At 59.9% G+C, this 26,121-nt stretch carries 21 protein-coding genes; 12 read left to right on the forward strand and 9 right to left on the reverse strand.

The features are described 5' to 3' along the window. Window positions 1-890 precede the first annotated feature (890 nt). Complete coding sequence (gene hemC, locus NW812_RS02815; RefSeq protein ID WP_414393894.1) at window positions 891-1,877, reverse strand: hydroxymethylbilane synthase; 987 nt, start codon at window positions 1,875-1,877, stop codon at window positions 891-893. A 265-nt stretch (window positions 1,878-2,142) separates the two neighbouring features. Here hemC and NW812_RS02820 point away from each other — a divergent pair, with 265 nt between their 5' ends. The 6 genes from NW812_RS02820 to NW812_RS02845 all read left to right on the forward strand — a co-directional run bounded on the left by NW812_RS02820 (window position 2,143) and on the right by NW812_RS02845 (window position 7,998). Next, window positions 2,143-2,604 (forward strand): YlqD family protein, encoded by a 462-nt coding sequence (locus NW812_RS02820; protein ID WP_414393895.1) that lies wholly within the window; start codon window positions 2,143-2,145, stop codon window positions 2,602-2,604. A gap of 178 nt (window positions 2,605-2,782) precedes the next feature. Beyond that, window positions 2,783-4,210, forward strand: coding sequence for a glycosyltransferase family 2 protein (locus NW812_RS02825; RefSeq protein ID WP_414393897.1), 1,428 nt, complete (start codon window positions 2,783-2,785; stop codon window positions 4,208-4,210). Window positions 4,211-4,280: 70 nt separating this feature from the next. Further along, window positions 4,281-5,273 carry a ketol-acid reductoisomerase gene (gene ilvC, locus NW812_RS02830; RefSeq protein WP_414393899.1) on the forward strand — a complete coding sequence of 331 codons (993 nt, stop codon included), beginning with the start codon at window positions 4,281-4,283 and terminating at the stop codon, window positions 5,271-5,273. A 23-nt stretch (window positions 5,274-5,296) separates the two neighbouring features. After that, entirely contained in the window at window positions 5,297-6,604 is a 1,308-nt protein-coding gene (gene serS, locus NW812_RS02835) for a serine--tRNA ligase (protein ID WP_414393900.1), read from the forward strand. A gap of 90 nt (window positions 6,605-6,694) precedes the next feature. Then, window positions 6,695-7,129 (forward strand): BlaI/MecI/CopY family transcriptional regulator, encoded by a 435-nt coding sequence (locus NW812_RS02840; protein ID WP_414393902.1) that lies wholly within the window; start codon window positions 6,695-6,697, stop codon window positions 7,127-7,129. Further along, window positions 7,126-7,998 (forward strand): M56 family metallopeptidase, encoded by an 873-nt coding sequence (locus tag NW812_RS02845; protein ID WP_414393904.1) that lies wholly within the window; start codon window positions 7,126-7,128, stop codon window positions 7,996-7,998. The genes NW812_RS02840 and NW812_RS02845 overlap by 4 nt, the downstream gene beginning before the upstream one ends. Here the strand turns inward: NW812_RS02845 and NW812_RS02850 are convergent. After that, the gene (locus tag NW812_RS02850; protein ID WP_414393906.1) at window positions 7,951-10,134 is read right to left on the reverse strand and encodes a tetratricopeptide repeat protein; all 2,184 of its coding nucleotides are present in this window, start codon (window positions 10,132-10,134) and stop codon (window positions 7,951-7,953) included. The two genes, NW812_RS02845 and NW812_RS02850, sit on opposite strands and share 48 nt — an antisense overlap. 120 nt (window positions 10,135-10,254) lie before the next feature. Here NW812_RS02850 and NW812_RS02855 point away from each other — a divergent pair, with 120 nt between their 5' ends. Both NW812_RS02855 and ilvB read left to right on the forward strand, forming a co-directional pair. Beyond that, on the forward strand, window positions 10,255-10,671 hold the full coding sequence (locus tag NW812_RS02855; RefSeq protein ID WP_414393908.1) for a thioesterase family protein: 417 nt from the start codon (window positions 10,255-10,257) through the stop codon (window positions 10,669-10,671). 243 nt (window positions 10,672-10,914) lie between these two features. Beyond that, window positions 10,915-12,711 (forward strand): biosynthetic-type acetolactate synthase large subunit, encoded by a 1,797-nt coding sequence (gene ilvB / locus NW812_RS02860; protein WP_414393910.1) that lies wholly within the window; start codon window positions 10,915-10,917, stop codon window positions 12,709-12,711. 70 nt (window positions 12,712-12,781) lie between these two features. On the opposite strand, the gene NW812_RS02865 is transcribed toward ilvB, so the two are convergent. The 5 genes from NW812_RS02865 to tatA form a co-directional block, all read right to left on the reverse strand. Beyond that, window positions 12,782-14,395: a glycoside hydrolase family 57 protein gene (locus NW812_RS02865; RefSeq protein WP_414393912.1), complete on the reverse strand. Its 1,614-nt coding sequence runs from the start codon at window positions 14,393-14,395 to the stop codon at window positions 12,782-12,784. 124 nt (window positions 14,396-14,519) lie between these two features. Continuing rightward, a complete protein-coding gene (gene glgA, locus NW812_RS02870) occupies window positions 14,520-15,995 on the reverse strand; it encodes a glycogen synthase GlgA (RefSeq protein WP_414393913.1) in 1,476 nt (491 codons plus the stop codon). 129 nt (window positions 15,996-16,124) lie between these two features. Beyond that, the gene (locus tag NW812_RS02875) at window positions 16,125-16,556 is read right to left on the reverse strand and encodes a DUF2996 domain-containing protein (RefSeq protein ID WP_414393915.1); all 432 of its coding nucleotides are present in this window, start codon (window positions 16,554-16,556) and stop codon (window positions 16,125-16,127) included. Between the two features lie 42 nt (window positions 16,557-16,598). Continuing rightward, the gene (locus tag NW812_RS02880) at window positions 16,599-16,964 is read right to left on the reverse strand and encodes an NAD(P)H-quinone oxidoreductase subunit M (protein ID WP_414393917.1); all 366 of its coding nucleotides are present in this window, start codon (window positions 16,962-16,964) and stop codon (window positions 16,599-16,601) included. Between the two features lie 197 nt (window positions 16,965-17,161). Next, on the reverse strand, window positions 17,162-17,416 hold the full coding sequence (gene tatA, locus NW812_RS02885) for a twin-arginine translocase TatA/TatE family subunit (protein ID WP_414393919.1): 255 nt from the start codon (window positions 17,414-17,416) through the stop codon (window positions 17,162-17,164). A 239-nt stretch (window positions 17,417-17,655) separates the two neighbouring features. On the opposite strand from tatA, the gene glgB reads away from it, so the two are divergent. Together glgB and NW812_RS02895 are read left to right on the forward strand one after the other, a co-directional pair. Beyond that, window positions 17,656-19,956: a 1,4-alpha-glucan branching protein GlgB gene (glgB, locus tag NW812_RS02890; protein WP_414393921.1), complete on the forward strand. Its 2,301-nt coding sequence runs from the start codon at window positions 17,656-17,658 to the stop codon at window positions 19,954-19,956. A 24-nt stretch (window positions 19,957-19,980) separates the two neighbouring features. Further along, entirely contained in the window at window positions 19,981-21,375 is a 1,395-nt protein-coding gene (locus NW812_RS02895; protein ID WP_414393922.1) for a TldD/PmbA family protein, read from the forward strand. A gap of 24 nt (window positions 21,376-21,399) precedes the next feature. On the opposite strand, the gene NW812_RS02900 is transcribed toward NW812_RS02895, so the two are convergent. Together NW812_RS02900 and lpdA are read right to left on the reverse strand one after the other, a co-directional pair. Continuing rightward, the gene (locus NW812_RS02900) at window positions 21,400-22,701 is read right to left on the reverse strand and encodes a class I SAM-dependent methyltransferase (RefSeq protein WP_414393924.1); all 1,302 of its coding nucleotides are present in this window, start codon (window positions 22,699-22,701) and stop codon (window positions 21,400-21,402) included. A gap of 71 nt (window positions 22,702-22,772) precedes the next feature. Next, window positions 22,773-24,155 carry a dihydrolipoyl dehydrogenase gene (gene lpdA, locus NW812_RS02905; protein WP_414393926.1) on the reverse strand — a complete coding sequence of 461 codons (1,383 nt, stop codon included), beginning with the start codon at window positions 24,153-24,155 and terminating at the stop codon, window positions 22,773-22,775. Between the two features lie 112 nt (window positions 24,156-24,267). Between lpdA and NW812_RS02910 the strand changes: the two genes are divergently transcribed. Continuing rightward, entirely contained in the window at window positions 24,268-25,047 is a 780-nt protein-coding gene (locus tag NW812_RS02910) for an HAD family hydrolase (protein WP_414393927.1), read from the forward strand. After that, a complete protein-coding gene (locus NW812_RS02915) occupies window positions 25,047-25,901 on the forward strand; it encodes a M28 family peptidase (protein ID WP_414393928.1) in 855 nt (284 codons plus the stop codon). Before NW812_RS02910 ends, NW812_RS02915 begins: the two co-directional genes overlap by 1 nt. The last annotated feature ends 220 nt before the right edge of the window (window positions 25,902-26,121 follow it).

The raw sequence follows: 26,121 nt of genomic DNA on the forward strand, positions 1-26,121 counted from the left end.
GGTAGAAAGTTTCTTGGAGAACGTCAATGAAAAAAAACAGGCCTGGGCCTAGGTATACTGGCTCTAGTCTCTTTTGGTTTCTGGAGCTATGGCCCTTCCTCGATTGCCTCTGGTAGAGATCTGTTTTGGGGGCACTTTCCGGTAGCGCAAGCTCCAAGGCCGGCTGTGCCAGCAAGGCCCAGGACTCCAGAACCCGCGCCCTCCCCTGTTCCCGAAACTGAGGCCATCGATGAGCTGTTCCGCCAGATCCCCATTCTCCCCTCTCCAAGACCGTTGCCCACGCTCCCCTGCCCTCGGCCCATGAGGTTGCAGTCGGTGAGGCTGCAGGCTCCGCCACCCAGCCCCGCTGTTCCTTTGCAGCCAGAGATTCCAGCCACCATTTGGAACAAGCTCCAGGGTCCTTATGGAACTACCAACTGGTCAGAACCAAACCCAAATAAAGTCTTTGCTCACACTTTTCAATGGAATCCTCCTTGTAAAGCAGGCTGCCGGCTGGGAGGTACTCTGACGTTTGCCTACCGCAACAATTTGCCGGCTAGCAGCAACAGTTCTCCGGATGCGGGCAACGACAAGTACTACGTGTATAACGGCGGCACTCTAACTCGATGGGGGTTCCTATACGCTTCACCTGTTAGTTCGACAGGTCAGACTTTTACCAAAACCCTAACGCTCTCGCCCGCTGAAGTTGCCAACAACAAGGTTACGTTGGTGGTTCAAGACGACACGGCTGTCTTGGAAGCTAAGGTGGAGCTCAACTACTGCTGCTGTGAATGTGAGTTCCCTATCTGAGGCAAGTCCTTGGCAGCAGTAACGGCAGAGGGGGGGATCTAAAACTCTCCCTGCCGTTTTTCTTTCCCTTGGCCAGTTTCCCGAGAGCTAGCCAAGAGAATTTAGCAGCGAGCCTGGGCAAAGATCTCCTGCAAGATCTCGTCGGCTCCCTGCTGCTTCAGCTTCTCCGCCAGGGCCACCCCAACCGCTTCCGGATCGGCGGTGGATCCCGTCTGGGTATCGCGGATGAGCCGTCGCCCCTCTAGGTCGGCCACCATGCCGGTCAGGTGCAGCTCTTCCCCTCGAACTTGGCTGTGGACGCCGATGGGCACCTGACAGCCCCCCTCCAGCGCCCGCAGGAAAGCTCGCTCGGCCAAACAGCGGGCTGTCGCCTCCGCATCGGCCAAGGGTCGGATGAGCTCCAGAATCCGCTCGTCCCCCTGCCGGCACTCGAGCCCCAGGGATCCCTGGCCAACGGCGTACAGGGACACACTGGGATCCAGCACCTCGTGGATCCGGTCGGTTTTGCCCAGCCGCTTTAGGCCGGCCACCGCCAAAATCAGGCCGTCGTACTCCCCCCGATCCAGCTTGGCCAGGCGCGTGTTAAGGTTGCCCCGCACGTCCTTAAACTGCAAGTGGGGAAAGGCGTGGCGCAGTTGGGCCAGTCGCCGTAGCGACGAAGTGCCAATCACCGTCCCTTCGGGCAGGGTGGCCAGTTGGTAGCCACGCAGCTCCTCCCGCAGCACCAGCGCGTCCAAAGGATCCTCCCTCTGCGTAATCGCTCCTAGTACCAGGCCCTCTGGCAAACGGGTGGGCAAATCCTTGAGGCTGTGCACTGCCAGATCGCTACTGCCGTTGAGCAGACTGACCTCCAACTCCTTGGTAAACAAGCCCTTATCGCCAATTTTGGCTAGCGCCACATCTAGGATGATGTCTCCCTGGGTGGAAAGCGTGTGCAGCTCCAGCGGCAATCCTGGATGGTGGGCCTGCAACTGTCCCATTACCCAGTAGGTCTGGGCCAAAGCCAGCTCGCTTTTGCGGGAGGCGATCCGCACTGGCTGGGCAGCCCCTGCCGAGGGTTGCCAGGGAGTTGAGGCCAGTTCGCTCATGACTGCTGCAAAATCCGAGAACACCGTCTTTCACGCTAACTGACTTCGCGCCGCCGCAGGGCAGCGACCTTCAAGATCCTTAACCAAAGCTGCCATTGCCCCCAGCCCAGACTTTACTGCAGGGATCCCAGCCGGTAGGATAAAGTAGGTGAGTTCGCCGGCTCAGCAGGAGAGGATTTAGTCGGTTGAGCTTCTCTTCCCCAAGTCCAGAGTTTTTGAGGGGAGATTTCCCCGTCTGCTTGGTCATCTGCCTGGCATAGGTCTTATGGAAGAAAACAACGTCGGCAACGGCACTCAGTTACTGCTCAAGCGCACCATCCCTGTCAAGGTGGTGGTCACCCCCCTTTGGAAGAAAGAAATGCGGGAGCAATTGGAGCGGCAGATTGAAGCCACCGATGCTCAGATACAGCAACTGGAGTTTCAGGGTAAGCGGGCCATTGCCGAAATCGAAAAGCAAAGCCCTAACCCCAATAGCCCTCAGGTGCTCCAGCAGGTGGAAGCAGTGAAAAGCCGCGTGAACGAGCAAAAGGTTAGGCTCCTGGATCAGAAAAACCAGTTGCTCCAGCAGCTCAACCAACTGAGCGACCTGGAACTGAACCAGGAGGTGCTGCAGGGCAGCGTGGAGAGCTTCTTCTACGTGCAAAAGGGAGACAATCTGATTCAGAAAATGCAGGTGGAGATCCTGCTTGAAGATGGGGTCATCAAGGAAATTCGCGGCAACCCATGAGCTCCCCATTGGGGCAGGAGGGATCCCTTGCTGCAGGGGTGGCAGCCCAGGAGCTTAGGTTTTCAGCCCAACTCGGTGGCAACCCGGTGGTGACTATTAACGACCTCTGAACAGCCGCCAGGCCTAGGTTTAGGCAAGCCGGTTGATTTGGGCAAAGCTGTTCGACAAGATACTCCCCATGTCTGAGTTTGTCTGGTCAGAGGCGGTTCCCCTAGAGGATCTGGATCTCCCCGAGTGGTTGCTCACCTCAGCCCAGCGCCGCCGGCTTAAAGCTCTGCTAGTTTTAGCGATGGTGTGGGGGGTAGTGAGCCTGATGCATCAGGTAGCCGTGGCCCGTTGGCTTACTGTTGGCCTAGCTACCTTCATGGTTATCCACGTCAACCGCCTGTTTCGCCTGCAGCCGGCAGACCCGCCGCCTCCCTTACGGCTTCACCCCCTGGAAACCCCAGCTAGAGACGAGGTTGACAAGGGATCTCCCAACCTTCCCTCAGAGGCTTTGGCCTTGCAGGAGCCACCTCTGCCGCGGGTAACGGTGCTGATCCCGGCCAAAAACGAGAGCGCTGTGCTACCGCGGCTGCTGCACAGCCTTAGCCAGCTGGACTACCCTCGCAGCCATCTAGAGCTCTGGGCCATTGATGACGCCAGCAGCGATGCCACCCCAGACATCCTGCAGGAGGCCCAAAAATGGCTGCCGCACCTCCGAGTTTACCGGCGGCCCCCAGGGCGAGGGGGCGGCAAGTCTGGCGCCCTCAACGAGGTCCTCCCCCTGACCCAGGGAGAGATTATCCTTGTCTGTGATGCCGACGCCATTGTGCCCTCGGATCTACTGGTTCGCACCCTGCCTTTATTTGCTCAGCCTCCTCGTCCTGGTCGGCGGGCAGTAGGTGCTGTACAGGTGCGCAAAGCCCTGAGCAACCCCGACGTCAACTTCTGGACGCTGGGCCAGGTGGCAGAGATGGCCTCCGATGCCTACTTGCAACAGCAGCGGGTACTCATCGGGGGTATTGGCGAACTGCGGGGCAACGGCCAATTGGTACGGCGGGATGTTCTGGAAAAGTGCGGCGGCTGGAACGAAAGCACCCTCACCGACGACCTGGATCTCACCTTGAAGCTCCACCTGGCAGGGGTGGATATTGCCTTCCTCACCGAGCCCGCTATTGTCGAAGAGGGGGTTACCTCTTGGAAAAGCCTTTGGTACCAGCGTTGTCGTTGGGCAGAAGGGGGTTACCAGCGTTACCTTGACTATTGGCCAGGGGTCCTCAGCGGTCGCCTAGGCATGGCCAAGACCGTTGATCTCTGGGCTTTCTTTATCTCCCAGTATCTGCTGCCCATGGCTTTGGTTCCCGATACCCTCTGGGTGCTGTTGACGGGCCACTCCTCAGTGCTGCTTCCCCTGAACGCTCTGGTCATGGGATCCCTGACCCTGGCCTTCTATCGCGGCCTACGCCAGGTGGAGGGGCTACGCGGGCGGCAACTGTGGTGGCGTACGGTCCTGGGGTTGCTCTACATGCTCCACTGGCTGCCGGTTATGATTGTCACCACGGCTCGGATGTGTGTGCAACCCAAACGGCTGAGGTGGGTGAAGACCGTTCACTATGGCCACTGAACCTGCTCTGTTTTTCCCTGCCATCCTGGTATCCTAGTTCAAACGCAGCTACTCCCTACCCAGCCTAAGTATGGCTCGCCTCTACTACGATACCGACGCCAACCTAGAGTTCCTAAACGGCCAGACGGTGGCCATCATTGGCTACGGCAGCCAGGGGCACGCCCACGCTCTCAACCTGCGCGACAGCGGTGTCAACGTCCTCGTCGGCCTCTACCCCGGCAGCCCCTCTTGGCCCAAAGCCGAGCAGGAGGGGTTGACCGTCAAGACGGTGGCCGATGCAGCTGCTGCCGCTGACTGGGTGATGATCCTCTTGCCGGATGAAGTCCAAAAGGCTGTCTTCCAAAGCGAGATCCGCCCCCATCTGCGGCCGGGCAAGGTGCTTCTATTTGCCCACGGCTTCAACATCCACTTTGGCCAGATTCAACCCCCCCCGGATATCGATGTCATCATGGTGGCTCCCAAAGGCCCTGGTCACCTGGTGCGGCGCACTTACCTAGAGGGGCAGGGGGTTCCCTGTCTCTTTGCTGTCTATCAGGATGCCTCCGGGATGGCGCGGGAGCGGGCCATGGCCTATGCCAAGGCAATTGGCGGCACTCGAGCTGGCATCCTCGAGACCACCTTTCGGGAAGAGGCCGAGACCGATCTCTTCGGCGAGCAAGTGGTGCTCTGCGGCGGCCTTACGGCCCTGATCAAAGCGGGGTTTGAGACGTTGGTGGAAGCAGGCTATCAGCCGGAGCTGGCCTACTTCGAGTGCCTGCACGAAGTTAAGTTAATTGTGGATCTCATCGTCGAGGGGGGGCTGGAGAAAATGCGCCAGAGCATCTCCAACACGGCAGAATACGGCGACTACACCCGTGGCCCCCGCGTCATCACGGAGCAAGTCCGTGCCGAGATGAAGCGCATCCTTGCTGAGATCCAAAGTGGCCAGTTTGCCCGCGAGTTTGTCCTAGAAAACCAGGCAGGTAAACCCGTGTTGACTGCGATGCGCCGCCGCGAGGCCGAGCACCCCATTGAGAAAGTGGGCAAGGAGCTGCGGGCCATGTTTAGCTGGCTGAAAAAGTAAGAAGTTCTTGCTAGGCAGGTCTTGTGCTGGATCTAAAGCTGCTGCGGGATCGCCCGGAAGAAGTGCGCCAAGCCCTGAACAAGCGCGGGGCCGTCGCCGATTTGGACAGGATCCTAGAGCTGGATGGCAAGCGGCGCCAGTTGGAGACCCGGCGCGTTGCTCTGCAGGCCGAAAGCAACAGCCTGGGCAAGAAAGTGGGCGAGCTCATCCGGCAGGGGGCGGATCCCCAGGGAGCGGAAGTGACGGCCCTGCGGCAGCAAGGAGCAGATCTCAAGGCTGAGATTGCCCAGCTGGAGCAGCGGGAGCGGGAGCTGGAGGAGGAGATACGGACTCTTCTCCTCACCCTGCCCAATCTGCCCTTACCCAACGTGCCAGTGGGCCAGGATGAGACGGGAAACGTGGAGGTGCGCCGCTGGGGGGATGCGCTAAAACCTAACCACCCCGTTCTTCCCCATGACGAGATTGCCGAGAAGCTGGGCCTCTTGGAGGTTGGCCGTGCCGTCAAGGTAGCCCAGAGCCGCTTTGTGGCCATGGTAGGGGCAGGAGCAGCTCTGGAGCGGGCTTTGATTGCCATGATGCTGGAGCGCCACATTGCCGCTGGCTACACCGAGGTGATCCCTCCTTTTTTGGTCAACAGCGCCGCCTTAGAGGGGACAGGGCAACTGCCCAAGTTTGCCTCAGAGAGCTTTCGCTGTGCTGAGGACGACCTCTGGCTAATCCCAACGGCAGAAGTGCCCCTCACGAACCTGTACCGGGATGAGGTGATTCCGGCCGAACGTCTGCCGCTTTATTTTTGTGCCTACACACCTTGCTTTCGCCGCGAAGCCGGCAGCTATGGCCGGGACACCAAGGGCCTAATCCGGCTGCACCAGTTTCAAAAGGTGGAGCTGGTCAAGATTACCCATCCCCAGCAATCGGAGGCCGAGCACGAAAAACTCGTGCAGGATGCTGAGGCCATCTTACAGATGCTGGAGCTGCCCTACCGGGTGGTGGAGCTGTGTACCGGCGATCTCGGTTTTTCGGCGGCCCGCTGCTTCGATCTGGAAGTGTGGTTCCCCTCCCAAAACCGCTACCGTGAGATCTCCAGTTGCTCCAACTGCTGGGATTTCCAAGCCCGCCGCGCCAACCTGCGCTACAAAGAGGCTGGGCAAAAGGGTACCCACTTCGTCCACACCCTCAATGGCTCCGGTTTGGCGGTGGGACGGACTCTAGCCGCTCTGTTGGAAAATCACCAGCAGCCAGACGGCTCGATCCGCATTCCCCAGGCGCTGCGTCCTTTTCTAAGCCCTCGCTTCCTAACAGAAGACGGCACTCTCCAGAGTGCCCCCTGAGCCTTTCTATAGACTTCTTGTTCAGGAAGGAAGGGCGCTGCCGAGGCTTAAGCTAGCCTGGACTAAGTGCCCCTTCTCAGGCAGGGGATCATGTTGCCAAAGCATCGTCCCAAGCAACTGTCACTGGGCCCTCTGGAGTCGGAGATCCTTGAAATCCTTTGGGATCTCGGCAGTGCCAGCACTCGTCAAATCCACGAGCGCATTCTGGCCGACCCGGATCGGGAGCTGGCTTATGCCTCGGTAACTACCGTTTTGCGGCGCCTGAGCCAAAAGGGCTGGGTAAGCTGTGAGCGGCGCACCGATGCCGAGGGGCGGTCTTTGCCAATGCTGTGGCGGCCCCGTCTCTCTCGCCAGGAAGCTGCTAGCCTAAGAGCCTTTGCCCACTTGCAGCAGTTTTTGGCGGTGAGCGACCCAGACACCGTGGCCGCCTTTGCCGACAGCCTGGATCAGGCCAGTGTTTCCCAGTTGCAGGCGATTGCCGAACGGCTGCGAGCAGCCCGCCAGGCTAGGAGGGATCCCCAGTGAGCCACCTGGGCCTGTTGCTGTTGGGCTTGGCCTTCAGTTGGCTGTGGCGAGCCCAAGTGCGGCTAGATAGGGCGGGCTCCTGGGCGCAGCGCTGGCAGTGGGCCTGGATCCACTTCTTGCTGCCGCCCCTGTTTTTGCTAACAACCGCCCTGGCTTTGGCCTGGATGGGGCCACGGGGACAAATGGCTGGAGCGGGAGGGTGGTTTTCCTACGGCTGTGCGCTGTTGGTACTGGCGGCGGCCGCAGGCTTGGCCCTGCGCTGGATTGGGGAGTACTGGTGCTCCTGTCAACGCGCCCACCGGCAGGCCCTGGCGCAGGTGAATTTGTGTGGCTTTTCGGCTTACGTTTTGGACTTGGAGATCCCTTTTGCCGCTCAGGTAGGCGTGTGGAACTCGCAACTGGTAGTTAGCCGCGGCCTGCTGCAGCAGTTGGATGAAGAACACCTGCGGGCAGTGCTGATCCACGAAGAGGCCCATCGCCACTACCGCGATACCCTGTGGATGTTGGCGGTGGGCTGGCTGCGCCGCCTTAGCGCTTGGCTGCCGAATACGGAGCTTCTCTGGCAGGAGTTGCTGACCCTGCGGGAACTGCGAGCGGATCGCTGGGCAGCCCAGCGGGTGGATCCCTTGGTGCTGGGAGAGGCGCTGCTGCAGGTGGTGAGCTATGGGAGGGGACAGCAGCCGTCAAATGCCTGGGTTGGCTTTGCCCTGGAAATGGACCCCCCTCCAGGAGGGCGCCTGCAAGAGCGCATTGAGGCTTTGCTGCAGCCCAAAGGGCCTGAGGTCTCCGGGCCCTCGCCGTCTCGGGAGAGTTGGGGTTGGCTAGGGTTGGCGCTGTTGCCCCTGCTCGCTATTCCCTTTCACACCTAAAAGTCCAGCTCTGCCTACTGGCTGCTGCACAGGGGTGGGCAGTTCTTCTTGAGGGCTGAGGGTCTCCAGCGCTGGCAAGGCTGAACCTGGCATTGCCGCAGGGGCAGGGCTCGCGGCGGGATTGACAAGAGCCAACTCCTGCAGCGCCGCTTGGGCGGGCTGAAACTGGGGGTCTAGCTCTAGGCAGCGCTGCCAACTAGCCTGGGCCGCTTCCCGCTGGCCAGTCCGCAGTTGGGCTAGCCCCAAGGTATGCCAAAAGGCAGGCCGCTGGGGCTCCAGTTCTGTGGCCCGTTGGGCGTCGGCTAAAGCCAGCTCCAATTTCCCCAGCTTCAGGGCTTCCCAGGCGCGGTTGTTGAGGGCCACTGCGTCCTCGGGGGTCAGCAGCAAAACCCGCGAGTAGGCCTCCACCGCTTTTTCTGCCTCTTTCAGGTCGCCATAGACCAGCCCTAAGGCAAACCAGCCCCAGGGATCCTGCTCATTGAGGCTGGTTCTCTGCTGACTGGCAGCAAGGGCCTCCTCCAGCCGACCCAAGCGCCGCAGGCTTGTGATCTGGCCAAACCAGCAGGCTACGCTGCCAGGACGCTGCTGCAGTAGGCGTTGGAACTGCTCCAAACTAGCCTCGTACTGCCCCAACGCTTGCAGAACCGCCGCCAGGGCATAGCGGGCCGGAAAGTTCTCTGGCTGGATCTTCAGGGCCTCCTCGAAGTGGATGCAGGCCTCTTTGAGGTAGCCCAATTTCTGGAAAGCCACGCCGCGGGCATACCAGCCTTTGGGGTTGTCAGGGTCATAGCGCAGGGCGCGTTCCAGGGCTTTGCTGGCTAACCGGTACTGCCCCAGGCGCAACAGGGCCACGCCCAAGTTGTATAGCGTCACGGGATCCCGACGGCGCAGTCGCAGCGAGCGCTTGTAACACTCAATGGCTGAGCGCAGCCGCTGGCAGTGGAGCAGAGCATTCCCTTGGTAGCGCCAGACCCGCGCGCTCCTGGGATTGAGCTTCAAGACCCGGGCAAAACTGGCCGCCGCTGCACTGGGCCGCCGCAGCCGTCGCAGGGCAATCCCACGCGCCAACCAGCTGCGGGGTTGCTTGGGGTTATGTCGCAACGCCTTGTTCAAGCTGTTGAGGGCCAGCTTTGGCCGTTTGAGTTGCAGCAGACGAATGCCGCGATTGTGCCAGGCCAAGGCATCTTCGGGGTTGCTCTCCAGCACCCTGTCGTAGTTGACCACCGCCGCTTTGTACTGGCCCAGGCGCCCCAGAATTAGGGCCAAGCGCAGCCGCGTCTCCTCGTCATAGGGGTTAATGCTCAGGGATCCGTGGTAGCTGTCGATTGCCTCGCGGTAGCGGCCTAACTGCACCAACACGTCGCCGCGCCGACTCCAGGCCAGGGCAAAGTTGGGATCCATGTTCAAGGCGCGGTCGTAGGCAGCTAGAGCCTCGGTTAGGTTGCCTCGCTTGCGCCACTCCTCCGCTCGCTCAAACTGGATATCGGCGCTATTCCACTGAAACAGGCGCTGAAGAAATTGCAAAATGGCAATCTTGCGTGCCCCTTCCTCTGGCGTGGCGGAAGGCAGTTCGCCGGTGGCAATGCGCAGGATGGCTAGCTGAATGGCTCGTAGAAAAGCTTGGAACCCCCGCACTTCCTCATCCTCAGGAGGTTCCTCACGGCGGCGGTAGTGCAGCCGAAATCGCTGGAGATCCCCAGGGGCGGGAAAGCTGGGGTCCAAAAAGTGCATCAGCTCGCGGGCCCGGTACTCAAACAGCACCGGGTCTTCCTCAGAGCCGCTAAAATCCACCAGCGGCGCTTCTGCCAGGGGCTGAGGCAGCTCAGTGGGCGTGTGGAGCAGGGTCAAGAGACGCTGGTTTTGCCGGGGCGGGGCGTGGGAGAAGCCACTGTAGAGCTCATCTCGGGGCCAGGGATTGGCAACAAACTCCGGCGAGGCCACCACCCCAATCCAGCGGCACTGCTCGATGGCCAGTTGCAGTTCCAGCTTGCGGTTATCCCCGGGTTGCAGCATCCAGCGATCGAACCAGACCTTGAACCCCTCTTGGTCCAGCCGCTCGGCCAGTTGCCGTACCCAGCGGGTCTGGGCGCGGTGGTAGCGCAGGAAGAGATCGAATTTGTAGGGTCCTGAGGACATGAACGCCCCCTTGCTGCCTCCTTCCAGCTTATCTTTGCTACTGCCTCAGTGGCTTGGGGCTGTAAAATATCGCGAGGACAGCGCTCCCCCTCCCAGCGCTTCTGTGCTGCGTCTTTTTCCGTGAAACCCGTTCCCCTTGGCACCCGTGGCACTTGGCAAGGGATCCCTGGCCCTGAGCACACGGCAGAGGCCCTGGGCAATCCCGGTGTGCAGGTCATCGCCTCTCCGGCTCTGTTGGCGCTGATCGAGCGATGTGGCCACACCACCTTGCAGCCCTTCTACGAGGCAGAAGAAGCTGCCGTCGGGATCCGCTTTGCCCTGGAACACCGCTCAGCGGCGGTAGTGGGGGATCCCTTGCAGGTTGAGGTTGAAGTCGTGGCTGTGGAGGGAAGGCGCGTTCAGTTTCAGGCAGAGATCACCCAGCAGGGGCGACTGGTGATGCAGGGATCCTATACCTGTCAGGTGATTGATTTGCCCCGTTTTCTAGCCCGCTATGGATTGACGGCAGGGGATCCCAGTCGGTGCTCAAGCTCCTAGGGGGATAGCTGCTGGCCAGCTTTGCGGGAGTTTGCCTCATGGGGCAACCTCGCCAACAAGCTAGGGGGCTAGCGGCTACCTTCTTCTATCCAGAGCGCGGCAGACGCCGTCTTTACAGAGATCCACCCCCAAGCAGAGCCCCAGAGCAAACCCCTGCTAGACTGTTGAATTGAATTAAAAAGCTGGCCAGTCTTCTGATGCAGGCGCTCCAGGTTGAACGCTCGGTAGGGGGGAGAGGACATCGTGGCAACAGGGGCCTACGCACTGGTGGATAGCTTACATCGCCATGGGGTGCAGCACATTTTCGGCTATCCGGGAGGAGCGATCCTGCCCATTTACGACGAGCTGTACAAGGCCGAATCCCAAGGGCTACTCAAGCATTTCCTAGTCCGCCACGAACAGGCCGCTGCCCATGCTGCCGATGGCTACGCCCGCGCTACCGGCAAGGTGGGGGTGTGCTTTGCCACCTCGGGGCCGGGGGCAACCAATTTGGTGACAGGCATCGCCAACGCCATGATGGACTCTGTGCCTCTGGTGGCCATTACTGGCCAGGTGCCCCGCCATTTGATTGGTACTGATGGCTTTCAGGAGACTGACATTTTTGGCATCACCCTGCCCATTGTCAAACACTCCTACGTGGTGCGCGACCCCCGGCAGATGGCCCGGATTGTGGCCGAGGCCTTCCACATCGCCAGCACGGGGCGACCCGGTCCAGTGTTGATCGACATCCCCAAAGATGTGGGCCTGGAAGAGTTCGACTACCAGCCGGTCAGTGAGGTCAATATCCCCGGCTACCGGCCCACTGTGCGGGGCAACCCTCGCCAGATCCACGCGGCAGCCAAACTGATCCTGCAGGCCAAGCGACCCTTGCTCTACGTGGGCGGCGGGGCCATCATCTCCGGAGCCCATGCTGAGATTGCGGAGCTGGCCCACACTTACCAGATCCCGGTAACCACCACCCTCATGGGCAAGGGGGCCTTTGATGAGAATGATCCCCTCTCAGTGGGGATGCTGGGCATGCATGGCACGGCCTACGCCAACTTTGCTGTTACCGAGTGCGACCTGCTCATTGCCCTTGGAGCTCGCTTCGACGACCGTGTAACCGGCAAGCTGGACGAATTCGCCAAGCATGCCAAAGTTATCCACGTCGATATCGACCCAGCGGAGGTGGGCAAAAACCGCGTCCCTGACGTGCCGATTGTGGGAGATGTGCGCACCGTTTTGGTGGAGCTGTTGGCGCAGCTAAGCAAAATGCCCTACACCCCTGGCCAAACGCAAGCTTGGCTGGCGCGGATCGAGCGCTGGAAACGGGAGTACCCCTTGCAGGTGCCCTCCTATGAGGGCGTGATCGCCCCGCAGCAGGTCATTGAGGCGTTTCGGCGCCATGCTCCCCACGCCTACTACACCACTGATGTGGGTCAGCACCAAATGTGGGCGGCCCAGTTTCTGCGCACTGGACCCCGCCGCTGGATCTCCAGCGCCGGCTTAGGCACCATGGGCTACGGCTTTCCAGCAGCCATAGGAGTCAAGGTGGCCCTGCCTCACGAGGAAGTCATCTGCATCAGTGGCGATGCCAGCTTCCAGATGAATATGCAGGAGCTGGGCACGGTGGCCCAGTACGGCATTGCCACTAAGGTGGCCATTATCAACAACGGCTGGCAAGGCATGGTGCGGCAGTGGCAACAGGCTTTCCACGGCGAGCGCTATTCTCACTCCGATATGGCGGCGGGCATGCCAGATTTTGTCAAGCTGGCCGAAGCCTTTGGTATCAAGGGCATGCGCGTCGATCACCCCGATCAAGTGGACGACGCTATCCAGGAGATGCTGCGCCATGAGGGGCCAGTAGTGGCTGATTTTGTGGTCAAGCGGGATGAGAACTGCTACCCAATGGTGCCTGCTGGCAAAGCCAACTACCAGATGATTGGCCTGCCGGAAAAGCGGCAACTGGAGCAGGCTGCCGAGTTGATCTATTGCCCCAACTGCGGCGCTAAGAACCCCAGCTCGCACAAGTTCTGCCCCGAGTGCGGCGCTAAGCTCTAGAGCCAGGGATCCCTGCAGAGATCCCCGGCTTTAGCTGGGGGTGGTTGGAACTCCAGCCCTTCTGGGCACTCTAGAGCGGCCGGTAAACCCGGTAGTTGATATTGGGGAAGATGTTGTCCATATATTCCACCTTGGCCAGCCACTGCTCATCTTCGGGCGTAACTTTTTCCCGCCGAAACTGACCCGCTTGAATCTTCTCGTAGAGGTGGTTAAAGCGCAGTAGATGAGACTTGGTGCGGCGTACCGCGTAGGGAACCATCGTCCCCGTGCGCATGATAAAAGCCCAGTCCGAGGATTGAGCTAGCATCAGCTCCCGCGCTGCCTGGTTTAGGGCTCGCCACTCTAGGTCATCGGCGGGCTCACGGCGGCTCAGCTCAATCATGCGCTCGGTAGCCTTGTGGAGGTGGGGATAGATCCAGGCATTGGTGGGGTTGAGCCAGTACTCGTGGAAGCCGCGCGCCCCCCAGCTAGACTGAGCAGGTTTGCACACCTGGTGGGTAGGGTTCTCCCGCAGGTACTCCGCCAGGTGGGTCATGCGATAGGTATTTTGGTCGAAGTGGCTCTTGCGGATGAGGAAATCCAAAAACCAGGGTCCCTCATACCACCAGTGACCGAAGAGCTCGGCATCGTAGGGAGCCACCACCAACGGCGGACGCCCCATGACGCTGGACAAGTACTCGATTTGCCGTTGGCGGTTGAACATGAAGTTGCCGGCATGTTCGGCTGCTTTCTCTCGCGCCCAGTAGGGATCGTAGAGTTCCTTTTGCCCCAGATCCAGGTTGCGCCCGGTGATGCGGTGGTACTTGATGCCGGTGTTCTTCCGCTGGCCATTGGGCATGATGTAGGGCTTGATGTACTCGTAGTCGGCCTCGTACCCCAGGTCTTTGTAGAACTCGCGATAGACGGGGTCCCCAGGGTAGCCTACCTCCGCCGACCACACCTGCTGGGAAGACTCGTGGTCGCGACCGAAGACGGCAACGCCGGTCTCGGTAAAGATGGGGGCGTACATGCCGTAGCGGGGCCGTGGCTTGGCATATAGCAGGCCGTGGGCGTCGGTAATCATGTAGCGCAGCCCAGCATCGGCCACCATCCGCTCCAACCCCTGGTAGTAGGCGCATTCGGGTAGCCAGACCCCCCGCGGCCATTGGCCAAAGTGCTCGTTGTAGTGCTCACAGGCTACTATCAACTGCGCCCAGACTGCCTGGGGATACATCTGCATCAGGGGCAGGTAGGCATGGGTAGCGGCACAGGTGATGATCTCCAGGTTGCCGCTGTCTTGAAACTGCTTGAAGGCCTGCACCAGATCCCGGTCGTACCGCTCCCAGAGATCCCGCACCATGGCAAATTGCTTGATGTAGTGCTCCGCCAGGTAGCGAATGTGGCCGTTGTGGGCATTCTTGTCGTACTCCAGTTGGGCTAGCTCTTCCAACTTGCTGAGGTAGTGGTCGTAGCGCTCCTGCAGCAAGGGATCCCGCAGCATCGACACCAGAGGTGGCGTCAGGGACATGGTGAGGCGAAAGTCAATGCCATCTCTCCGGAGCCCCTCAAACATGTGCAGCAGCGGGACATAGGTCTCGGTAATGGCTTCGTAGAGCCATTCTTCTTCCAGCACAAAGTCCTGCTCGGGGTGGCGCACAAAGGGCAGGTGCGCGTGGAGTACCAGGGCAAGATAACCCAAACTCATAGGTAGAAGATAGCGGAGTAAGCTCGCCTTCCTGGGCAATAAAAAAGAGCGGGATCGCTACCTATCGTCCAGCATTTCCCCCTTGGCGGTCAAGGGCGGGGATCGCTGGGGATCGCTGGCTGGATCAGCGGTGACGAATGAACTCGTAGATCTCTAGGTATTCTTTGCCGGGGTAGTTCCAGGAGTAGTCGTAGCTCATGCCCTGGATTTGCAGCTGGCGAAACTGGTCGGGAGCGGTGTACCACAGGTCAATGGCCCGATCCAGCGCCGACTCCAGAGCCGCGTGATCTGTGTGGTAGAACACGTAGCCATTGCGTTGCTCCGGCAATTTGCGAGTGTCGTAGTCGCGGTCGAAAACCGTATCCGCCAGGCCGCCTACCCCTCTCACCACGGGCACTGTGCCGTACTTTAAGCCAATCATCTGCGTCAGTCCGCAGGGTTCGTAGTGGCTGGGCACCACGAGGATATCTGCCCCCGCATAGATGAGGTGGGAGAGCTCTTCGTTGAAAGCTAGCTCGATGTGAACATCGGGGTTGTCGTTGAGGTAACGTTTCTCATGGGCAAACCAGGCGCCAATTCCTGGCTCGGTGGCGGATCCCAGCAGGACAAACTGAGCATTTTTAAACAAGGAGCGATAGATGGCATGATGCACCAGATGTACGCCCTTTTGCTCATCTAGCCGCCCGATATAGGCCACAATAGGCTTGTCAACATCGCGTAGCCATAGCCGCTCCCGCAGGGCTTTCTTGTTTTTGGCCTTGTTTTCTAAAGTCTGTGCAGTGTATTGAAAAGGGATAAAACGGTCAATCTCGGGGTTCCAAATGTCGTAGTCAACGCCGTTTAAAATGCCGCGAAACTTGTGCTGGTGCAAGTAGAGCGTGTGTCCCAGTCCATAGCCGTAGTCGCCAAATCGTGCTTCCAGGGCGTGGGTGGGTGAGACTGTTGTTACAAAGTTGGAAAAGACAATCCCCCCTTTCATAAAGTTGAGGACAAAAGGGTTGAAGTTATCGCGCAGGCGGTCGTAGTGGAAGTAATAGGGCTCGCGATTGAGTCCCGTGGCCCACAGAATTTCCGGCCCCCCAAAGCCCTGATGCTTAAAGTTGTGAATGGTGTAGCACACCCGCTGGTTTTCCATGCCGTGGTACTTGTAAATCTCAAACAGCAGCACCGGCACCAGGCCTGTCTGCCAGTCGTGACAATGGATGATGTCGGGGCGCTTGTTGCTTTTGAGGAGAAACTCCAGGGCAGCCTTGCTGAAAAAGGCAAAGCGCATGTTGTCATCTGGGCAGCCGTAGTAGCAGCCGCGGTTAAAAAAGTTATCGCTGGAGTGGGGCTCAATGAAAAAGCAAAGGCGGCCATGCACCCAGCCGCAGTACACCGAGCAGTGAATAGCCCCGCCATACCAGGGCACCCAGAGGTCGCGGTAGGCGTCGTGCAGGCCCCAGATTTGGTCGTAGCGCATGACGTCGTATTTGGGCAGAATCAGCTCGACGCAGTGCCCCCGCACTTCTAGCTCCCGGCTGAGGCCGTACACCACATCCCCCAGCCCACCTGCCTTGATGACTGGGGCACATTCCGACGCAATCTGCACGATGTACATTTCGCAATCCCCTGCAGCATCGCCTTACCTTTCTTCACAAAATAATCCCTCCCCCCTTGTGAGCAGATCTCCCGCAAGGCTAAAAAAGGATCCCGCTGGCGGGATCCACAGGGTTGGCCAGGGGCTCCCTCAATACCACTGCTGGGCGTAGAGGCGCTGCACCAAGTAGAACACAAACAAGGGCACATCGACGCGGCGCTCGTCGATCATAAAAGACTCGAGAGTGCTGGCCGGGGATCCTGCAGTAGTGCAGCGGAAGAACTTACGGCCGTTTAGGGATCCCTCGGCAAAGAGGACGCTAAACTGCTTCTGGCCGCCGGCAAAGGAGCCAATCAGCGTCTTGCCTTCCAGGCGCAACTGCAAATCGTGGACGCCGCGTTTTTGAAAAGCGGCAATGGCCGCCGGGATCACCTCTTCTGTAATCAGTTGCTCGAAGGGTTTTTCTTCTTTGACTTCTTTGGCGGGTTTTTTTGCAGCAGCCTTGGAAGGGCGGGTTGCTTCCTCAGCAGGCTTGGCGACTTCGGCGGTAGTCTCCTGGGCGGGGGTAGGTTCTCCAGACATGGGCTGGACTCCGATAACAGCTAATGGGGAAGGGGAAAGAAGCTAGCTTTTGGGAATGTACTGATCCACAACTTTTTCCGCAGGGATCTGGGGAAAGCCTAGGCTGTAGTTGAGGGTGCGCCCTTGCAGGTTGTAGGCAATCTCCCCTTGCCGAAGCAGGGAGCGGATGAAGTGTTCCAGCTCAGATCCGATGCGCCGCAGGTTGTACTCCGTCAGATCCCGGCCTCGGTACTCCTCCACCAATTCCTCGAAGCGGGCATAGACCTTCTGCAGAGCAGCGTCGTTCCAGACTAGCTCGTTATCGGGATCCACATCGAGGGTCAGCACATCGTCGCGGGGCACCAAGCGGTTATCAGCCGTCACCTCGCCAGCAAAGATGTGAATGTGGCGGGTGGTGCACTTGAGCATGGCAGTTGCTCCGGTTGTAATCCTACACTTTTCCTCAGGGTATCACTCCTAGAGGCGTGTGGGACACCTGGATCTCTGCCGCCAATGGAAGGGAAGAAGGGGGATCCCTAGAGTGCAGGTAGGGCAGGCAGGGACTTCGACGTCCAAGGGGGGATCAGCCAGCTACAAAGACAGCCATCGATGCGGATAGGTCATACCTAGGCGGCATCCTTTTCAGGCACCTTCTCTGCCTTTGGCTTCTCGGCGCTGGCAGGAGACTCCTCCTCACGGCTGGGGTTATTCATCTCTTCCTTAAAGCTGCGCAAGGCTTTGCCAAGGGCGCTGCCCAACTCTGGCAGCTTCTTGGGGCCAAACACCACTACTGCGATCAGCCCAATCACCGCCAGCTCTGGCAGGCCCATGCCAAAGATGCTAACAGCCAGGATAGGTTTGCTCAACAGCAGGATAGCCATAAATCCTCAGAACCTGAAAAACAGAACAGGCTGACCAACCCAGCTTGGAAAGGGATTGCCCGTCTCACTCTAGCAAGTTCTCCCTTCCAGGAGAAAGCGCTTGGCTCCTGCTTTCTTGGGAGCTGGTTCTCGAGGAGGATAATGTCAAGGCAAGCTGGAGAACTCCTAGCGGGGACGCTCGAGCTAGAGCGGTAGCCAGCCGTCGTTAGACTGAGATCAAGGGTCTGCTGGGGGTTGCCATGGGCTTTCTCCTGTCTGCCGAGCAAGTGGTTCAGTTTGTTACCAACCAATGGCAGGATCCCTATGCTGTTTTGGGGCCGCAGCAGATAGAGCAGGGGGAGGTGTCCTTCTGGCTGGTGCGTGCCTTGGTGCCTAACGCGCGGCAGGTTTGGCTGGTGGAACGTGCCACTGGGCAGGCCCACCCCATGCAGCCGCTGCATCCAGAAACCCTGTTTGAGCTGCGCTTCGAGCCAGGAACCCCCCTGCCAGACTACTTTTTGCGAGCGCAGCGGGTTTGGGATCCGGAGGGCCAACACCTGGAAGAATGGGAGGATCCGTATCGCTTTCCGCCGGAGAAGGTCAACCACATCGGCGAGCTGGATCGCTACCTCTTCAACGAGGGCAACCACCACCGCATCTACGAGAAGTTGGGCGCTCACCCCATAAGCGTGGACGGGGTTCAGGGAGTGCACTTTGCCGTCTGGGCTCCCAATGCCCGCAACGTCAGTGTTATTGGCGACTTCAACCACTGGGATGGGCGCCAGCACCAGATGAAGCGCCTAGACGAAAGCGGCATCTGGGTCCTGTTTATCCCCGGCCTCGGGCCAGGAGCCATCTACAAATACGAGGTGAAGGCCCCCTGGGGGGACATCTACGAAAAGTCGGATCCCTACGGCTTCCAACAGGAGGTTCGCCCCAAAACCGGCTCCATTGTGGTTGACCTCAACACCTACACCTGGCATGACCAGGAGTGGATGGAAAAACGGGCTGCCACTGACCCGCTGCGCTCCCCCATTTCGGTGTACGAGGTCCACCTGGGATCCTGGATGCACGCCTCCACCGAAGACCCGCCCGCCGATGGCCACCTGGTGCCAGTGGAGCGCAAGCCCAACACCCGCTTTCTCACCTACCGGGAGCTGGCGGACAAACTCATCCCCTACGTTAAGGAGATGGGCTTTACCCACATCGAGCTCTTGCCCGTGGCCGAGCACCCCTTCGACGGCTCCTGGGGCTACCAGGTTATCGGCTACTACGCCGTAACCTCCCGCTACGGCTCCCCGCAGGACTTTATGTACTTTGTCGATCGCGCTCACCAGGAGGGAATTGGTGTCATTATCGATTGGGTGCCAGGGCATTTTCCCAAAGACGGGCATGGGCTGGCCTTTTTTGACGGTACCCACCTCTACGAATATGCTGACCCCCGCAAGGGCGAACACAAAGGCTGGGGCACCTTAGTTTTCAATTACGGCCGCAACGAGGTGCGCAACTATCTGGTGGCCAACGCCCTCTTTTGGTTTGACAAGTACCACGTTGACGGCATTCGGGTGGATGCAGTGGCCTCGATGCTCTATCTGGATTACGACCGCAAGGAATGGATCCCCAATTGCTACGGCGGTCGGGAACACCTAGAGGCCATCGACTTTTTCCGTCAGCTCAATACCCTTATTTTCAAGTACTACCCTGGTGTTCTTTCCATTGCTGAGGAATCGACTGCCTGGCCAATGGTGACCTGGCCAACTCACGTGGGCGGTCTGGGCTTTAACCTGAAGTGGAACATGGGCTGGATGCACGACATGCTGGATTATTTCCGCATGGATCCCTGGTTTCGCCAGTTCCACCACAACCTGGTAACCTTTAGCCTCATGTATGCCTTTAGCGAAAATTACATGCTCGCTTTTTCCCACGATGAGGTGGTACACGGCAAAAGCCACATGCTGGGCAAAATGCCAGGAGATCTGTGGCACAAGTTCGCCAGCTTGCGGGCTCTCTACGGCTACATGTTCACTCACCCTGGCAAGAAAACCCTGTTCATGAGCATGGAGTTTGGCCAGTGGAACGAGTGGAATGTTTGGGCAGATCTAGACTGGGAGCTGCTGCAGTATGAGCCCCACGCCAAGCTGCGCCACTACGTAGCCACTCTCAACCAGCTGCTGCGCTCGCAACCGGCTCTCTACACCCAAGACACCAAGCCAGAAGGCTTCCGCTGGATCGACTGCAGCGACCATCGGGGCATTATCTCTTTCATCCGCTATGGGGAGGATCCCAAGGAGTGGCTGGTGGTGGTCTGCAACTTCACCCCCGTGGTCTGGCCAAACTACCGCATTGGGGTGCCGGAGCGGGGGTTTTACCGGGAGCTCCTCAACAGCGACGCGGTGGAGTTCTGGGGCAGCGGCGTTGGCAACCTAGGAGGCAAGTGGACAGAGGACTGGCCCTACCACAACCTGCCCTACTCTCTTGATCTCTGCCTGCCCCCCCTTTCTACCTTGGTGCTGAAGTGGCAGCCGGAGGACTCCGCCGAAAACAAAGCTATGCTGGATTGAGTACGGCCTTCCCTGCTCATTGCCATGCGAGATCTCCTGCGCGACATCCTCCGGGATTACTCCGGCTTTGTGGAGCTGCGCTACCACAGCAAAGTCTTTCGCAGTGTCACGGCGGAAAAGGGCCGCATTGAGCGCACGGCAGTTCGGCGGCGCTCGGGGGTGGGGGTACGGGTGCTAGAAGACGGCACCTGGGGCTTTGCCGCCACCGGGGATCTCTCACCCGCAGCCATTCGCAAGGCCATTGCCGAGGCCCAGCAAGCGGCCCGCGCCAGCGCCAACTGCCGCAAGCAGAAGCTGAAGGCTTTGCCCCGCGTCCAACTAGCCCAGGGGGAGTTCTGCGAGCCCGGGGTGGAGGAAGTGGTCAACAAGCCACTCGAGGCGAAGATTCAATTGGCTTTGGAAACAGAAGCCCAGGCGCGCAAGTCCTCCACTCGCATCACCTCCGCCAGTTGCACCTACAACGAGATCTACGAGGAGAAAGCCATCGTCACCACCGATGGGGCGGATGTAGCCTTCCGGCTGGTGCGCCCCGAATTGCGGGTGCAGGCGGTGGCTGAGGCCGATGGCCAACTCAGCAGCGGCACGGAGTCCATTGGCGTGACGGGGGGGTGGGATTGCCTTTTTCGGACGGATCCCTTGCAGATGGCGGAGAAGGCGGCTGCCACGGCAGTGGATCTCCTCTCTGCAGGCTATGCCGAGGGGGGATGGGCCACCGTCATCCTCTCTCCTTCCATCGTGGGACTGCTGGTGCATGAAGCCATTGGCCACACGGTCGAGGCCGATTTCGTCCTCGCGGGCTCGGTGGCGGCTGGCAAGCTAGGGCAGCGGGTGGCCAGCGAACTGGTTACTCTCAAGGACTCTGGCCGTTCTGAATTTATGCCGGGGGCAGGGGGAACGCTGCCCGTGGACGATGAAGGTGTTCCCACCCAAACCACTACCATCATCCAGAATGGCATCCTGGTGAGCTACCTGCACAACCGGGAGACTGCCGCCCACTTCGGCGTCGAGCCCACCGGCAATGCCCGCGCCTGGGAGTACGCCGACGAGCCGCTCATCCGCATGCGCAACACCTACATCGAGCCGGGATCCCAGACGCTAGAAGAGATCCTCGCCAGCACCCCCGACGGCTACTTCCTGGATGGGGCCAGGAACGGGCAAGCCGACTCCACGGGCGAGTTCATGTTTGGCGTGGAGCGGGCCTACCGCATTCGCAATGGCAAGCTGGCGGAGCTGCTGCGGGGAGTTACTATCACCGGCAATGCCTTTGAGGTGTTGCAGTCAGTGGACGCTGTGTCGCGAGATTTCCTTTGGGATCTCGGATCCGGCCACTGCGGCAAGGGCCAGCCAGCCAAGGTGGATGCCGGCGGGCCCTACATTCGCTGCCGCGCCATTGTGGGTGGCCGCCAGCCCGCCTCGTAGCTCCTTAGGAAGGGGGGGAGTTAGTTAGGGAGCAACTCGCAGCACTAGCCGATCCGCTTCCCACTCCCGAAAGAGGCGAAGGACGTGCTCGGCTCTCTCGGCGTGGTCGGCCAAGATCTCGGCGCCAGAACGAGCTTGCTTGGCTAGGGGCAACAACAGCTCCACCACCTGGTAGCGGCTGGAGGCGATCATCTTGCCGGGAATGCGAGCAATGGACCAGAAGATGTCCATTTTTTGAGCCGCGATCTGGGTCGGATCCACCTTGCCCAGCAGATCCGAAAAGGGGATGGTTTGATCCCAGTAGCGCACTTTGCCGTGCTGGACAAAGAGGGGGTTGAGCTGCCAACGGGAGCTTTGGAAAAACTCAGGGGTAAAAGGATCCCAACTGGCCACCTTTTTGCCCTGATGGCAGCACCAAAAGAGATTTTGCGTGTGGTAAAGAGGCTCCAGATACTCGATAACTCGTAGCTGGTCGAGGCGAGAAAGGGCCTCGTAGCGGCGATGGAACTCGGTGTGAGTAGCAGCAATTAAAGGCTTGGCGTTCCAGTAGTCCAAGTAGGGGGCTACATCGATAAACTCCAAGCCCGCCTGGGCCAGAAGGTCGGGGATTTCGCCGATGTCAAAAGGAATGTCGTTGGCGTGGAAGAAGTTGTCGACGATGTTCTCGTCTGCTAGGTAGTATTCCTCATGGGCCTTGGCGTGCTTGGCCAAGAGGGAGTTGGGATGAGCTGCCTTCAGCAGTTGCCGCACAAATTCGATCTTTTCCCGGGTGGCCGGTGGAGTAATCCCCAGCAGCTCCAAGGCACGACGAATGCGGTAGACATGCCAACGGCCTGAGCGGTTGTAGAGCATCAGGGCCATCACGCCATCGGGTGCTAACCGCGAGGCCAAGTTCTTTAGGGCCTTGACGGGATCGGCGGTGTGGTGGATTACCCCATAGGAGCTGATCATGTCAAAGCTTCCCTCCGGCCAGGTGGAGGGATCCATGAGATCCCCATGATGCACCGAGCAGTTGCGCAGGCCGTGGTACTTGATCCGCTTCTGGGCAATCTCCAGGGCTGGGCGGCTGAGGTCGATCCCTACCACGGCGTCATATCCGGGGTTGCTGGCGGCGATGACGTGCATCTCCCAACCAGTGCCGCAGCCGGCCACCAAAAACCTGGCCCCAGTGGGCTCTTGCAAGGTGCGGGTGCGGGCGTATTGGGCCAAGGTATAGCTGCCCAGGCTGGAAAAGCCCTCAAAGGGCTGGTCGTAGGGAACAGGGGGATAGGGGAAGGTTTCGTACTGGGCTTGCACTGCCCGTGTAATTTCGGCTTCGGTAACCAAGAGGACTTCCTCCTGCGTACTTCCCTCCCAATCCTATGGCTTTCTCAAGGGCTGGAGGGGAAACCTGCTGGCTAGGCCACTGCCAAGCTGTGGGCAGCTCGCCGGTAGGCCTCCTCCAGCGTCTCTGCCAAGGTGGGGTGAACATGCACCAGGCGGGCCAGCTCTTGCACCGTGGCGCGGCGGGCGATGGCCTGGGCTGCCTCGTGGATGAGATCCGCTGCGTGGGGACCAAAGATGTGGGATCCCAGCAAAAGCCCCGTCTCCTTGTCGAAGACCAGCTTCACCATGCCCTCAGTCTCGCCAGAGGCAATGGCCTTGGAGTTGCCGCCAAAGTAGGTGCGCACCGTGCCCACGCTATAGCCCTCGGCTTTGGCTTGGGGCTCGGTTAGCCCCACAAAGCCCATCTCGGGGTGGGTGAACACTGCTGCCGGGATGCTCAGGTAATCCATGTAAGCAGGGCGTCCACAGATGTTTTCCACCGCCACCCTCCCCTGGGCTGCTGCCGCGTGGGCCAACATCATCTTGCCCGTCACATCGCCGATGGCCCACAGGTGGGGCAACTCCGTGGCCATGCGGCTATCCACCGGCACAAAGCCGCGCTTGTCTAACTCCACCCCTAGCTCTGCTAGGCCCAGTTCCTCGGAGACCGGGATCCGCCCAGCGGCCACCAGACAACCATCCACCTGCAGCGTCTCGCCATTGGATAGGTGGATGGTTACCGGCTGACCAGGGATTACCTGTTTGGCCAAAACCCCTACGTAGGTCTGGATTTGCCTGGATTTGATCAGCACCCGCTGGGCCAGGCGGGCAATGTCGGGGTCAAAGGCTGGCATCAGCGTCTCCAGGGCTTCGATGAGGATGACCTGGGATCCCAGCGCCGTGTAGACGTCGGCAAACTCTTGGCCAATGTAGCCGCTGCCGATGATGGCCAGCCGCTCTGGGATCCACTCCAGCCGCACCGCCTCGTCGCTGGTAAACACCGTGCGGCCATCCACCTCGATCCCCGGCGGCACGAGGGGTCGAGAACCCGTAGCCAAGATAATGTCCCGCGCTGTGTAGGTCTGGGATCCTCCTTCCCCCTGCACTTCGACCGTTTGCAGCCCTGCCAGCCTGCCTCGTCCCCTCAGGATCGTTACCCCCAGCTTTTCCAGCGAGCGGGTCATGTCGGCGCGGATCTTCTCCACTACTTGGGTGGCGTGGGCGGCAATCGCCTCCCGGTCAGCCTGGATGGATCCCACCTGCAGCCCTAGCTGGGAGCTGTTTTGCAGTTCCCGCAGGCGTCCTGAGGCGGCCAGCAGCGCCTTGGAGGGGATGCAGCCGCGGTTGATGCAGGTGCCGCCCATTTCGGCGCACTCGACGATGGCGGTTTTTAGGCCGGACTCGACGGCATGCAACGCCGCGCCATGGCCGCCAACGCCAGCACCGATGATGATCAAGTCAAAGTCAAAGCTCATGGCGAGACTTGGATAACCGGTGCCTCATTTTCTCATCTTGTTGGCCTTCCTAGGAACCGGCTAAGAGGATCTAGCATAGGGTGGCTTGCCCCCTTGACCAGAGGCTGGCCGGATGGAGCTGCAAGCTTTGATTTTCGACGTGGATGGCACGCTGGCAGATACAGAGCGGGATGGGCACCGCGTGGCCTTTAACGCGGCCTTTGCTGAGGCAGAGTTGGACTGGCACTGGTCGGTGGAGCTCTACGGCCAGCTCCTGGCTATCACAGGCGGCAAAGAGCGCATTCGCCACTTCATCGAGACCTGCCAGCCGCCACTGCCTGCCGAGGAAGACCTGACGGCCCTGATAGCCCGGCTGCACCAGGCTAAAACTCGCCACTACACAGCTTTGTTGGCCCAAGGAGGGATCCCTTTGCGCCCTGGAGTCAAGCGCCTCTTGCAGGAAGCCAGGGCCGCTGGGATCCGTCTGGCCATCGCCACCACCACCACGCCCGAAAACGTGACGGCCCTCTTGGAGCAGACCCTGCCGGAGAGCCTGGGCTGGTTTGAGGTCATCGCTGCCGGCGATGTGGTTCCCGCCAAGAAGCCAGCTCCGGACATCTACTTCTACACCTTGGAGCGGATGGGCTTAGATCCCCAGGAGTGCCTGGCCTTTGAGGACTCGGAGAACGGGCTGCGCTCGGCACAGCAGGCAGGTGTCCCCACCGTGGTGACGGTTAACGATTACACTCGAGATCAGGATTTTTCTGGGGCAGCTTTGGTGCTGGATCATTTGGGAGAGCCTGATCTGCCTTTTCAAGTGTTGGCGGGAACGGCAGGATCCCACAGTTACTTCAGCCTGGAGCTGGCCCGCCAGGTTCACGCCCAAGCCATCCACTCTGAGGTAGAAAACTGATGCCGGAGGTGGGGAGCGAAGACCTGCAGCGGCGCTTAGAAGCCCATCTCCGCCAGGTAGCCCAGCCCCGCGATCCCGACTGGTCGCCCTTGGGCCACCGGCAGGTGGAGCAGTATATCCAAAAACAGCTTTCCGAGTGCGGCCCGGTGGAGCCTTTCCCCTTTGAGGCCAACGGCCGCCAGCACTGCAACTGGATCTTGAAGTTGCCCGGATCCCGCCCGGGTCGGCCGCCTATCCTGGTGGGAGCCCACTTTGACGCTGCCCCGGCCACCCCTGGAGCCGACGACAACGCCAGCGGCGTGGCGGTACTGCTGGAATTGGCCCGCCATTTTGCTGCTGACCCTGCCCCTTCTCCTCTGTGGCTGGTGGCCTTCGACCTGGAAGAGCGGGGGATGATAGGCAGCAGGGCCTACGCCCGCTTTCTCAGACAACAGCGCCAGCCCCTGCGGCTAATGCTGTCGTTGGAGATGCTGGGCTACCGGGATCCCACCTCCGGATCCCAACGCTACCCCGCCGGCCTTGAGAAGCTTTACCCCAACCGGGGAGATTACATCGGTCTCATCGGCAACTGGCCCACCTGGGGGGATCTGCTCAAGCTGCAGCGTGATTTTCAGAAAGTGGGGATCCCTTGCTGTTGGTTGTTGGCCGGGCAGCGAGGCTTGATCCTACCTGCCACTCGCCTGAGCGACCACTCCCCCTTTTGGGATGCGGGTTACCCTGCCGTTATGGTTACCGACACCGCCTTCTTGCGCAACCCCCACTACCACAAGCCAAGCGACACCCTCGAAACCCTAGATCAAGACTTCCTGACGGGGGTCTGCCAGGGCTTGATGGCCGGGATCTGCTTGCTGTAGCTCCTCCAAACCCCCCAGTCATTCCGGCAGCAAGTAGCGTGCGTTGAATCCCAACTCCCCTCTCCTGGAAGGAGGCTGGGGGTAAGGGTAGAGTTGGCATCCTCAGTACGGAGATTTCTCCAGGGGGTTCGCGATTCTGCGACTGGATCCTTTGTTGATGAGGGGAGACAATGGATGAGAGTAGTAATGGGGAAAAGGTTAAAAAACCTGCCTTGGCACT

Source organism: Synechococcus sp. O70.2 (assembly GCF_047462135.1).
Lineage (GTDB): Bacteria > Cyanobacteriota > Cyanobacteriia > Thermostichales > Thermostichaceae > Thermostichus.